Below are 12231 nucleotides of genomic sequence, written 5' to 3' on the forward strand. Positions count from 1 at the left end.
CGCTACTCCCTCACGGGCGCCGGGCCCCGACTTTGTTAATGGCGAAAACAAACTAGCACAGCGCATGACTGTACGGAACCATACGAACACCGGTGGACCCGATGGAATGGATCACAGTGCCCGATCGGGCACTTTTCTTGCCCCTAAAGGAATAACGGCCGAAGTCAGCGGTCGGCCGTCGCGGGTGCGTAGGTCGTCATCCGGCGGGCCACATCCGTCCGGGAACGGGCGCCGAGTTTCCGCAGCACCTTGGCGACGTGCTGTTCCACAGTACGCGGCGAAAGGAACAAACCGTCCGCTATTTCCCGGTTCGTGCGCCCGTCGGAAAGCATGCGCGCGACCTCGAGTTCGCGGGGCGAGAGTTCCTGGCCGTAGCCACGCCGCCCGCGCTGCGAGGGTGCCCACGCGCCGTGTTCCCGCAGCTGGTGACGGCAGCGGCCGGCGTCCCTGGTCGCGCCGAGCCGCTCGTAGGCCTCCGCGGCCGCGGTGAGCTCCTCGATCGCCTTGCGGTCGCCCGCGGTCGGTTGACCGGCGGTGAGCCTGCCCGCGGTGAGGCGGCCGGCGTTGAGACGACACAGCGCCGCCCGCTCCCGGGCGCAGATGGCCTGGTACGGCATCGGCAGCGCCTCGTAGCCTGTCGCCGCTTCGTCGAAAACCGTTGCCGCGGCGGGATGTTTGCCGCGCGCGTCGAGCAGGATCGCCTGGCCCGCGAGCAGCGCGACCCGGGAGACCGGCGAGTCCTTGCCGTCGATGCCGCGGGCGAACTCCTCGACGACGGCGTCCGCCTCGGACCAGCGTCCGGCCCGCGTGTAGGCCTCGGCCGAGGCGGGCACCAGCGCCGCCGCCCACACCCAGACCCCCTTGCGCCGGGCCGCGGTGACGGCGTTGTCGGCCGCCGCGCAGGCGCCGTCGACGTCGTCCGTCGCGAGGAGCACGCGGATGAGGACCCCGGCCGCCGAAAGGACGACGGGGATCGGCCCGTGTTCCGGGGCGTGCACACTCGCCGCGGTCAGATGTCGTTGCGCGGCGGCGAATTCCCCGCGGACGGCGGCCAGCCCGCCGAGGACGAGCGAGCACTCCATGACGATCGGGCCGAGGTCGGGATAGGTGTCGCGGAGCTGTTCGGTGGTCTCGGCGAGCCCGGACCAGTCGCCGCGCACCCAGTCGAGCCGGACCCTGGTGCCCTGCGCGAGCCCGGCGGCGTAGAGCGCGCCGGCGTCGGTCGCGCGCCGGATCCCTTCCGTGACCAGCTTTTCCGCCCTGGCCAGATGTCCGGCCCAGGACTGCGCGTCGGCGAGGTTGCACCACAGCCGCGCCAGCTGGACCCGTTCGGCGACCCCGTCGACCACACCGCCGTGGTCCGGTAGTTCGGTGAACTCGGTCCAGGCCGACCCGTCACCGATATGCGCCTGGGTGGAGATCCGGTCGCCGAGGAGCGCGAGCCGCAGTTCCGGGTCTTCGATCCGGTCGAAGACCTCGCGGGCGCGGTTCATCCAGACCTCGTGCCAGGACAACGGGGTCAGCCCGTCGATCGGCTGGGCGAGCAGGTTGATGCCGCGGGCGGCCAGTTCCGGCTCGTCGACCAGTTCGGTGATCGCCTTCTCCACCTCGACCCGGCCCCGGCCGAGCCGTCCGATCGTGCGGACGAGCAACATCCCGAGGCTGAGCCGGATCGTCCCGCGCACGCTGGGCCGCAGGTCGGTGAGGTCTTCGAGGATCCGTTCCAGTGTCTCGATGACGTCCGGGCGGAAGCCGCGCAGCGCGACCTGGCTGAGTTTCGTGGCCAGCCGGGCGATGTCGTCCTCGCCGAGGCTCGCCTCTGCCAGCACGGACTGGAGCAGGTCGATCGCGCGTGACGTGTCACCGCGGGCGATGGCCTCGTCGGCGGCGGCTTCGGCGTAGTGGCGCCATTGTTCGGTCCGCCCCGCCGCGCGCGAGTGGTTCGCCAGCAGGGTCAGCGGCGGGACCGGCTGACCGGCGAGCACCTGGATCGCGCGTGAGTGCAGCAGCGTCCGCTCCGGACCGCTTATCGTGTCGTAGACGGCCTTGCGGGCCAACGGATGCCGGAAGCCGTAGCGGTCGCCGCCGAGTTCGCCGAGCACGCCACCATCCAAAGTGGACAGCAGTGCCGAGCGGAGCCCGTCGCCGTCGAGGCAGGCGAGTTCGCCGATCACCGCCGGTTCGGACGGGACGGCGAGCACCGCCGCCGCGCAGGCCAGCCGGACAGCGGGTTCGGGGAGCGCGTCGAGCCGTTCGGTGATGGCTTCGCGCAGGGAAATCGGGACTTCGAGGCTTTCCAGCAATCGGTCCGAGAGCACCTCGCCGATCGGCAGCCGTCCGGCGGCGTCCCGCAGCGCCCGGAGGGTCTCCTCGACCACGAACGGGATCCCGGCGGTGCTTTCGTGGAGTTTCGCGGTGAACGGCGCCGAAACCCTGGGCAGGTCCAGCAGTTCTTCCGCCAGTTTCCCGACCGCCTCGACGTCGAGCGGGCCCAGCGTCACGCGGGCGGTCTGGACGTTCGCCCTCGTACGGAACGGGATGCCGGCACCGTGTCCGGAGGGGGAACCGGTCCGGTACGCCGCGACGACGGCCAGTTCGGCGGGCATGGCCGCGGTGAGGAACCGCATGAGGTCACGGGTGTCCTCATCGGCCCACTGGAGGTCGTCGATCAGGACGAGCGCGGGCCCGCAGGCGATCAGGAGTTCCCGGACCGCGCGGAACTGGCGGTGCCGTTCGGCGCAGGGGTCGGCGAGTGGTTCCGGCCGGGGAGGAAGACTTTCCGCGAGTTCGGGCAGCAAGGGTCTCAGCACCCCGGCGACCGGGCTGAGCGGGCCGAGCGGCCGATCGCCGACCGAACGCAGCGCTTCGAGCAGCGGCCCGAAGGGGAACGGCTCGCGCATCGGCTGGCAGGCGCCCGAAAGCACCCGGCCGGACGTGAACTCGCGGCGTCCGGCCAGCTCTTCGAGCAGCCTGCTGCGGCCCATCCCGGGTTCGCCTTCGATCAGCACGGCGGCGGGACGGCGCAGCAAGATCTTCACTATCGCCGAGACCTCGACGTCCCGGCCCACGAGTGCCGTCGATCCGGCGCGGACCGAAACCGAGGTCGGGCGAGGGGTGGCAAGCCACATCATGCGCTCCTCGGTGGGGAGTTCCCGCTGAGCCCGACACGATCTTGTGCGTTGTCCTGCGGAGCCTAAGCACTGCCTACCTGGTCGTAAACCACCCAACACGGACACCAAGGGCACCCTGTGGGGCCATTCGCGGACACACCGTCACCGGTTGGCTGACGGATCGTCGGTTGGAAAATCACCAGGCACCCGAAACATCGGCGAGAAACCCGATTCGGCGAGTCATCCCACGTTCCGGGGGTGGCGACGACTACACAAGGTATTCGCTCGAAACCCTACTTACGGACGTGTCCGTCCGGGTGCCCGCTCTAGGTGGCCGCCCGTGGAGCAGGGGATTCGGGTTCCGAAGAATGGGTATACCTATCCCGCGCCGACCCGGATTGCGGCCTTCGCCGGAGTCCAGAACTCTCACCCAACGGGGGAGGGCTATCGCATGGCGAACCGGAGCCGTGCGTGATGACGAGGGAGAAGCATGAAGATCACGAAGCTCCTCGGTGTGGCCGCCACGGCAGCACTGGCCACCGGCGTGCTCGTCACGGGTACCCCCGCGGCAGCGTCCTCAACATCTTCGGACACCCTGCTCAACGCCGAGATGGTTCCCGCCCTGCAACGGGACCTCGGCCTGACCGCCGGCCAGGCACTCGCCAGGATCCAGAGCGAGACCGCCGCCGGCACGCTCGAACAGTCGCTCGCTTCGGCGCTCGCCGGCAGCTTCGGCGGCGCCAGCTACAACGAGGCCACCGGCAAGCTCCGCGTCGGCGTCACGGACGCGGCGAAGCTGGGCCAGGTCCTCGCCAGTGGCGCGGAAGCGGAACTCGTGCGCTTCTCGGCCGCCCAGCTGGATTCCACTGTGGACAAACTGAACGCGGGTGAGCGCGCGGCGGACGGCGCGATCACCGGCTGGGGCGTCGACACCAAGACCAACCGCGTGACGGTGAACGTCCTGCCGGGCAAGAGCGGCGTCGTCGGCTCGTATCTGGAGAAGACCAAGGTGGACAAGGCCGCCGTCGCGGTGGTCGAGACCGCGGCGGTGCCGACCCTGAAGTACGACGTCCGCGGCGGTGACGCCTACTACATCAACAGCTCGTCGCGCTGTTCGATCGGCTTCTCGGTCAACGGCGGCTTCCTCACCGCCGGGCACTGCGGCCCGGGCACGGTGGCCGGCTACAACCGGGTCGCGATGGGGTCGTTCGCCCGCGTCAGCTTCCCGACCAACGACTACGGCCACGTCCGGGTCAACAGCAACTGGGTGCCGCGCGGCGTCATCAACAACGGCACCCGCGTGAGCGGTTCGACGGTGGCGGCCACCGGTGCCTCGGTCTGCAAATCGGGGTCGACCACCGGCTGGACCTGCGGCACGGTCGGCGCCAAGAACCAGACCGTCCGCTACGCCGAAGGCACGGTCTACGGCATGACCGCCACGAACGTGCGCTCGCAGGCGGGCGACTCCGGCGGCTCGTTCATCGCGGGCAACCAGGCCCAGGGCATGCTGTCCGGCGGTAACAGCTCGGTGACGTACTTCTTCCCGGTCCGGCCGGCGTTGTCCGCGACCGGGACCTCCCTGGTCCTCGGCTGACCTTCAGCCCCGGTCGTCCGAGGACCGCGCACAGGACGAAGGGCGGACCGAGTGCCTCCAGCGCACTCGGGCCGCCCTTCGTTTTCGTGCCGCGGGAAAGTTTCAGACGTTGCTGATCTCCTCGATCAGCGCTTCGACGTCGAAGTGCTCGCTCTCGGAGCCGAGCGGGACCAGCTCGTAAGTGGACTCGAGGAACGTCTCGACGTCCTCACGTTCCAGCTCGAACGACGCATAGCCGTCCGGTGACTCGATTTCGAGCGTCAGCAGCGCCTCGTCCTCGGAGAGGTCGGGGCGGACGCGGACGTCGCCGAGCCCTGCCGGGTCGGTCAGGCCGGTGACGAGCAGTTCCCGCGCGAAGGTCCACTCGACCCACCGGCCGCGCTCGGTCCGGAACGACACGGTGACCGCGAACGGCTCGTCGGCGTGGAAGGACAGGCGGGAGAGAACGGGCGTGCTGCTGTTGTTCAGCAGAACGAACTGGCTCTGGTGAATTGCGTCGGTGTGCACGGCCACTCCTCGGTGCTCGTGGTTCGCGCGGCGCGAACTTTTCGTCTCGGGGAGGAGATGCCCGGGCGGACGCCGGATGACGCGACTGCGACGACGTTCACGCTATCGGCTGCATCTGTCCATAGTGGTGTAACGCCGGGCACAGACCCCTTGCGTTCGGACGGATACCCGTGGTGACGAGGTCGTGGAGTCCTAATTGGACGAGGGGGGCTCACGGCTCCAGCGGCAAGGACAGTCCCGTTTTGACCCGGTCCATCGCCACCGACGTCGTGAAGTGCCGGACGTTCGGGTTGTCGAAGAACATCCGCCGCGTGAACGCCTCGAAATCCGCCATGTCCCGGCAGGTCACCACGAGCACGAAGTCCGCGTTGCCGGTGACGTAGTAACACTGCTGGACGTTGTCGTCCGAGAGCACCTGCCGCCGGAACCCGTCGAGCACCGCGAGGCTCTCCCGTTCCATCTCGACCATCACCACGAACGTCATCGACAGCCCGAGCGCCCGCGGCGACAGCACCGCCACCTCGCGTTCGATCACCCCCGCCTCGCGCAGCCGTTTGATCCGCCGCTGCACGGCGGCCGCCGACAGGCCCACCTTCGCGCCGATGGTCTCGGCGATCGTGCGGGCGTCGGACTGCAAGCAGGCGAGGATGGCGACGTCCAGGCTGTCGAGGTCGGGTGTGTGCACCAGGTCAGGCTAACCGGATGGCTCTTCCGGGCGCCCGATCTCCGGCCGTGGCGGCGCGCGGTGTGGATCACGCGGCCAAGTGCCCGCGTTCGAGGGATCGGAAGGGTTCGGCGGCCACGGCCCGTGGCGTTCGCGGCGCCGGATTCGCCCGGTCGGGTGTCGAGGCGGCACGGGCGGCTCGTGTGTCCGGTCACCCTTCCTGCCTGCTCGGTTGCAGTCGAGCCAGGTCGGGCACGGCGCGGCGGGAAAAGCTGAGAATTCTTTGAAATGTGACCCGGAACACAACTGACGGGTCTACTGAATGGTAGCGCTTACAAGTGAATGGCAGACCTCTCATTCCCCGCGAAAGGATTCCTTGGTGCCCTCATCTCAGGCGGCCGTTCTCGCCGGTCTCGGCTCTTGGCTGCCTCCGCGAGTGGTGGGCAACGAGGAGATCGCCCAGCGGCTGGACACCTCCGATGAGTGGATCCGCTCGCGGACCGGCATCGCCGAACGCCGGGTCGTCGACCCCGGAACGTCCACTGTGGACCTCGCGGTCGAGGCGGGGCGCCGGGCGCTGGCCTCGGCGGGGGAGGGCGGCGCGGACGCGGTCGTACTCGCGACGTCCACGGCCGATCAGCTGTGCCCGGCCAGCGCGCCGCAGGTCGCGACCAAGCTCGGGCTGAACGGCGTCGCCGCCTTCGACGTCAACGCCGTGTGCAGCGGGTTCATCTACGGGCTCGCCACCGGCGCCGGGCTGATCGCCGCCGGCATCGCGCGGCGCGTGCTGGTGATCGGCGCCGACGTCTTCACCTCGCTCGTCGACCCCCAAGACCGCGGCACGGTGCCGATCTTCGGTGACGGCGCGGGCGCCGTCCTGCTTCGCGCGGGTGACGCCGACGAACTCGGCGCCCTCGGTCCGTTCGACCTGCACAGCGAAGGCGAGCTCGCGGAGCTGCTCTGGGTCGAAGCGGGTGGCGCGAAGAACCGCCGCTCCGACGATCCGAGCGACCACTATCTGGTGATGCGGGGCCAGACCGTCTTCCGGCACGCCTGTGCCCGGATGGCCGAATCGGCGCGCGCCGTGCTGGCGTCCGCGGGCTGGGGGGTCGGCGACATCGACCGGTTCATCGGGCACCAGGCGAACATCCGCATCCTGCAGACCTGCGCGAAGCAGCTCGGGCTCGCGGAGGACGTGATGTACTCGAACATCGAGAAGGTGGGCAACACGAGCGCGGCGTCGATCCCGATCGCGCTGGCCGACGCGGCCAAGGAAGGCGCGCTCCAGCCGGGGAACCGCGTCGTGATGGGGGCCTTCGGCGCCGGGCTCACCTGGGGTTCGACGCTGCTGCGCTGGCCGGACGTCATTCCGGGCTGAGCGCGCTCGCTTCCCACGCGTGCGTCGGTTCCCGGCGCCCGCGCAGTTCGAGTTCCGCGTACGGCTCCCAGTGCGAGCGCTCGCTTTCCAGCGCGGCCTTGAGCACCGCCTCGCTCGCCAGGATCCGGCCGTCGGCGGATTTCGCGTACTCGGTCAGGCGCGCGGCCTCGTTCACGGCGTCGCCGATGACGGTGTACTCGAACCGGCTGCTGGTCCCGAGCTGCCCGGCGAAGACCCGCCCGCTCGCGACGCCGATGCCGAGGTCGAGCTCGCCGGTCTTCTGGACGGCGTCCCGGATCACCCGTGCGGCCGAAAGCGCCGCCGTCGGCGCGTCCGCGAGCCGTGTCGGGGCGCCGAAGACGCAGAGCGCGGCGTCACCCTGGAACTTGTTGACCAGCCCGCCCCGCGCGCCGACCGCGTTCACCACGCTGGTGAAGAACCGGTTGAGCATCTTGACCAGGTCTTCCGGCGGGGTCCGGCCAGCCAAGGCCGTCGAATCGACGACGTCGACGAACAAGGCCGTCACCTCGCGCACGTCACCCGAGAGGGAGGCGCCGTACTCGAGCGCGTGCCGCGCGACCTCGTCCCCGACATGCCTGCCGAACAGATCCCGCATCCGCTCCTGCTCGCGGAGCCCGGCGGCCAGGTCGTTGACCGAGGACTGCAGCAGGCCGATCTCGCTGGAGTCGTCGACGTCGACCACGATCTCCTTGTTGCCGCGCGCGATCTCGTCGAGCGCCACCCGCAGCCGGTGCAACGGGGTCGCGACGGCCTTCGCGAGCAGCACCGTCCCGATCGCGCCGACGCCGAGCCCGATCGCCGAAAGCATGATCAGGCTCGCGACGTGGTCGCCCTGGCCGAGGTCAGGCGGGGCGGCCACCAGCAGCACGCCGAGGAACGGCACCCCGCTCGCCAGCGCCCAGGTGACGACCACCCTGGTCCGCACGGTGACCCGGAGCGTCCCCTTCGGCGGGGTCACCTTGAGCGCGATCGTCATCACCGGACGGGCGACCCATTCCGCGGCGAGATAGGTGAGGCCGACCGTGGTCAGCCCGCCGAGCCCGATGACCAGCGCCATCCCGAGCGCGTCCAGCCAGGACCCGAGCACCCGCGCGAGCGCGCCGAGCACGATCGTGCCGATCAGCCAGAGCGTCCCGCTCACGATCCCCATGTCGACCGGAAGCCGCAGCGCCCGCTCGGCCTCGGCCCTCGTCGGCGGGCGGCCGAAGACGAACCAGACCGCCGTGCGCCGCTGGAGCCACGCCGTCCACGCGGTGCCGACCACCAGCGACAGCGCGACGATGCCGGCCGCGGTGACCCCGAGGATCCAGCCGCGGTCGCCGACCTCGCTCGGCAGGCCCTGCAACAGCAGCAGCAACGCCACGACACCGGCACCGCACACACTGGACCCGACGCCGAGCGCGGCGAACCCCAGACTGGTCCTGAGCACCAGCCGGAACCGGCTCGACATCGTCTTCCCGTGCACCCGGTGATCGTATGACCTCCGGCGGAAAACGGTTCGCCAGTTCTCGCGTGCGCTGGCTACCGTGCCGGTATGGAACCGCTGGGCCAGGACGAGATCAGGGCGTCCTTCGTGAACTGCACGCGTGGCGAGGCCAAGGGGGTCACGCTGCCCGCCCGAGCCGAGGAAATCCCTTGGGAGAACAGGGAATTCCTCGGCTGGCGTGATCCGAAGGCCGTCTCCCGTGCGTATCTCGTGCTGCCGTACGGCGGGGAAACCGTCGGACTGTCCCTTCGCACCGCGCCCCGGCCGAAGGGTCGTGTCCTGCTGAGCAACATGTGCGGCCTGTGCACGACGACACATCCGCTGTCCGACATCGCGCTGTTCTCCGGCCGCCGCGCCGGGAAGTTGGGGCGCGAAGGGAACACGCTCGGCATCTACGCGTGCGCGAATCTCGCGTGCAGCCAGTACATCCGCGGCGAGTTGAAGTCGGACGTGCCGCAACCGTTCGAGTCCCTGACGCTGGAGGAACGGGTGTCCCGGCTGGAGGACAAGCTGCACCGGTTCGTCGAGCGGGTGCTCGAGTCACGCTGACCGACCTCGTGAGGGGTGATTCGGGTTAGAACCTGAAGGGTGGCTTAGGTACCTACGTGGTTCCGGCTGCGGTTGATGGCAGGCCCGGTTCGTGGGGATGTCGTGAAGGGTCCCTTTGAGACGGTGAAGGTCTCAAAGGGGCCCTTCACGACATGAGAGTTCGACGCCGGGCCACCTCGGAGCCCGGGCCGAGGCGGCCCCGCTGCCACGGGCGGGCAGAAACGCCACCGCGGACCTCAGCGCTACAGCGACAGCACGTGAAGCCCTCATCCTTGCGACTACGTACAGGAAGGAGACCTTCATGTACTTCAGCAGCACGCAAGAGGCGCCGCAGGTCACGCAGTAGGTACCAAAGAGAGGCTCGCCAGAACCCGAATCGCCACTCACGACCCACGGCACCGACCACGGGCAGTGCGTGAAGGCCCCTTCCCCAGTAAGAGGAAGCTAGTCACGTACTTGGGCCGACCCGTCCTCAGAACCGGAACCGCAGGATCCGCCCCATCTTCTTGAACGGCGGGAACAGTCCCGCGACCCACAACTGCGCCCGCATCGACGTCGAAATCCGCTCCTTCACCTCGGGCGTCGCGTAATCCGTCGAGTCGAGTCCCGAGACCAGCGTCAGACCGAGCCGCTCCAGTTCCGAGATCTCGTCGATGCCCCAGTACAGCGTCGCCTTGGCCTTGCGGACCACGGGATTCAGTTTCTGCAGTTTGATGCCCAGCCTGCTGAACGTGTCGAAGACCATTTCGCCGCCCTGGGGGAAATGCGCGATCAGCCGCCGCAGCAATTCCTCGCCTTCGGACGGCCGCAGGTACATCGTCAGCCCCTCCGCGATCACCAGACCGGGTTTGTCCGATGGGATCTCGTCGATCCAGGCGAAGTCCGTCACGGACGAGCCGATGGTCCGGTACCCGTCCCGCTCGGGGTAGATGCGGGCGCGCAGGTCGACGACCTCGGGATAGTCGACGTCGAACCAGCGCACCGAGGGCGGCGGGTCGACGCGGTACACGCGGCTGTCCATGCCGCAGCCGAGCTGGACGACGGTCGCGTCCGGGTGTTCCTCCAGGAATTCCGAGGTCCAGTCGTCCATCGGCTTGGCCCGCAGCGCGACGGTCAAGCCCATGTCGGCGGTGACGCCCAACGAGCCGAAGTCGTAGTCGATCTGCTTGACGGCCTCGTCTGCGGCCTTGTCGCCGAGGATCGGCCGGTCGCTGCGGGCGTCGAGCGCCCGGCCGTACAGCGTGGCCAGCATCGTCGCCTTCTCTTCGGTGAACCGGACCTTCTCCATCGCACACCCCCGTCAGAAGTTTCACAAACTTCTGAAAACTCTACTCGCGAGGAGCCGGTCACGCCATCAAGGAAACGTCAATCCCTGGCCGTGTAGTCGTGGACGTAGGTCTTGGCGTCGAGCAGATGCCGCAGGGTGATCTCCCGCGCGGCCGCCGCGTCCGACCGGCGGATCGCTTCGAGGATCGCGCGATGCTCGTCGACGGCCTTCCGGATCTGCCCCGGAAGCCGGAGCGCCGCACGCCGCTCCTCGCCGACCAGCGAGAGCACCGAACGCAGGAGATCGGTGACGTCGTCGTTGCCGGCGTTGCCCGCGATCACCCGGTGGAATTCGGCGTCGGCCGCGATCACGCGCAGCATGTCGCCGTCGGCCGCGGCCTGGTCCATCTCGTCGACGGTGCTTTCCAGCCGGGCGAGCACCCGCGGCGTGTGGTCGAGCGCGAGCCGCTCGGCCAGCGTCGGCTCGACGGTGGTGCGCAGGTCGAACAGCTTCTCGACCAGTTGCTCGTGCTCGGAGAACCAGCCGCGCAGCGGTTGCTCGTCGATCTTCTCGCGGACATACGTGCCCGAACCCGGCCGCACCTGCACGTAGCCGATGGAATCCAGCACCCGCAACGCCTGCCGCAGTGAACCGCGGCTGATCCCGAGCTGTTCGCAGAGCGTCCGTTCGGCGGGCAGCCTCGACCCGGCGGGGAGCCTGCCCGAATCGATCATCGTGCGCAGATGATCGACGGTCGCACTCCACACCTGTTCGCGCTCGTCGTCGGCCACGGCGCCATCCTCGCAGGTTCGCCCGTTCGCCCGGGACTGTCGGTGGCCGATGCCATCATCGAACGATGACTGGGGTGGCAGGTCTGATCAAGGCATGGGTGCACGGCTGGGCGCTCTCCCGCGGCGTCGGGATCCCGGTGGCCGAACCGGACGGCTACCGGCTCGACGTCGGGCGTCCCGGGCATCGCGTGAGATACGTGCTGGCGGACGCCGGGTCGGTCGCGCGCCGGGCCCGCTCGCTGACCGAGCCGGGCACGTGGCTCAAGGTGAGCGGTTCGCGGGACGAGGTGGCGAAGACGGTGCCGCCGGAGTGGGAGGTCGGCCCGCCGGAGTACCTGATGAGCGCCCCGCTCGCGCTGCGGCCGGTCATGGCCGCGCCCGAGCCGTACTGGGCGGAGCTGGTCGGCGACGGCGTGGTCACCGACGTGGTGGTGCGCGCGCCCGACGGCTCGCGCGCGGCCACCGGCCGGGTCGCGATCGCCGGCGGCACGGCGGTGATCGACCAGGTCGTGACGGAGCCCGAGCATCAGCGGCGAGGGCTGGGCAGATTCGTCATGCGCCGGCTCGACGAGGTGGCGGTCGCGGCCGGGGCGGAACGTGCTGTCCTGGTCGCGACGGAAGAAGGACGGGCGCTGTACCTCGCGCTCGGCTGGGCGGTCGCCACGGAGATCACCGCGGCTCATCTGCCGGAGGAGAACGGCCGGTCGCGATCGAGGATCCGGCCGGGCGCGGCCCGCTGATCCGGGTCAACCCGGCGCCCGAGGTCAAGACCGTGAAGAACCGCATGCACATCGACGTCTTCGGCTCGACGCCCGAGCTGGTCGCCGCCGGGGCGAAACTCGTCCGCGACGGCAACGAGTTCTG

At 69.6% G+C, this 12231-nt stretch carries 10 protein-coding genes; 4 read left to right on the forward strand and 6 right to left on the reverse strand.

What is annotated here, in order from left to right:
* Positions 1–164 precede the first annotated feature (164 nt).
* Positions 165–3128, reverse strand: a complete 2964-nt coding sequence (locus DL991_RS02955) for a LuxR family transcriptional regulator (protein WP_125780785.1) — start codon at positions 3126–3128, stop codon at positions 165–167.
* 472 nt (positions 3129–3600) lie between these two features.
* Here DL991_RS02955 and DL991_RS02960 point away from each other — a divergent pair, with 472 nt between their 5' ends.
* Entirely contained in the window at positions 3601–4704 is a 1104-nt protein-coding gene (locus DL991_RS02960) for a S1 family peptidase (RefSeq protein WP_125780659.1), read from the forward strand.
* A 102-nt stretch (positions 4705–4806) separates the two neighbouring features.
* Here DL991_RS02960 and DL991_RS02965 read toward each other — a convergent pair whose 3' ends face one another.
* On the reverse strand, positions 4807–5211 hold the full coding sequence (locus DL991_RS02965; protein ID WP_125780661.1) for an SsgA family sporulation/cell division regulator: 405 nt from the start codon (positions 5209–5211) through the stop codon (positions 4807–4809).
* A gap of 211 nt (positions 5212–5422) precedes the next feature.
* Positions 5423–5896 carry an Lrp/AsnC family transcriptional regulator gene (locus DL991_RS02970; RefSeq protein WP_125780663.1) on the reverse strand — a complete coding sequence of 158 codons (474 nt, stop codon included), beginning with the start codon at positions 5894–5896 and terminating at the stop codon, positions 5423–5425.
* Positions 5897–6254: 358 nt separating this feature from the next.
* On the opposite strand from DL991_RS02970, the gene DL991_RS02975 reads away from it, so the two are divergent.
* Positions 6255–7253: a beta-ketoacyl-ACP synthase III gene (locus DL991_RS02975; protein ID WP_125780665.1), complete on the forward strand. Its 999-nt coding sequence runs from the start codon at positions 6255–6257 to the stop codon at positions 7251–7253.
* On the opposite strand, the gene DL991_RS02980 is transcribed toward DL991_RS02975, so the two are convergent.
* Entirely contained in the window at positions 7240–8724 is a 1485-nt protein-coding gene (locus DL991_RS02980; RefSeq protein ID WP_125780787.1) for an adenylate/guanylate cyclase domain-containing protein, read from the reverse strand. The genes DL991_RS02975 and DL991_RS02980 overlap by 14 nt on opposite strands.
* Before the next feature lie 84 nt (positions 8725–8808).
* On the opposite strand from DL991_RS02980, the gene DL991_RS02985 reads away from it, so the two are divergent.
* Positions 8809–9309 carry an FBP domain-containing protein gene (locus DL991_RS02985; RefSeq protein ID WP_125780667.1) on the forward strand — a complete coding sequence of 167 codons (501 nt, stop codon included), beginning with the start codon at positions 8809–8811 and terminating at the stop codon, positions 9307–9309.
* 472 nt (positions 9310–9781) lie between these two features.
* Here DL991_RS02985 and DL991_RS02990 read toward each other — a convergent pair whose 3' ends face one another.
* Both DL991_RS02990 and DL991_RS02995 read right to left on the reverse strand, forming a co-directional pair.
* Positions 9782–10597 (reverse strand): class I SAM-dependent methyltransferase, encoded by an 816-nt coding sequence (locus tag DL991_RS02990; RefSeq protein WP_125780669.1) that lies wholly within the window; start codon positions 10595–10597, stop codon positions 9782–9784.
* A 77-nt stretch (positions 10598–10674) separates the two neighbouring features.
* Complete coding sequence (locus DL991_RS02995; protein WP_125780671.1) at positions 10675–11367, reverse strand: FadR/GntR family transcriptional regulator; 693 nt, start codon at positions 11365–11367, stop codon at positions 10675–10677.
* 74 nt (positions 11368–11441) lie between these two features.
* On the opposite strand from DL991_RS02995, the gene DL991_RS03000 reads away from it, so the two are divergent.
* Entirely contained in the window at positions 11442–12107 is a 666-nt protein-coding gene (locus DL991_RS03000) for a GNAT family N-acetyltransferase (RefSeq protein WP_125780789.1), read from the forward strand.
* The last annotated feature ends 124 nt before the right edge of the window (positions 12108–12231 follow it).

Origin of the sequence: Amycolatopsis sp. WAC 01375, assembly GCF_003947325.1 — a bacterium.
Lineage (GTDB): Bacteria > Actinomycetota > Actinomycetes > Mycobacteriales > Pseudonocardiaceae > Amycolatopsis.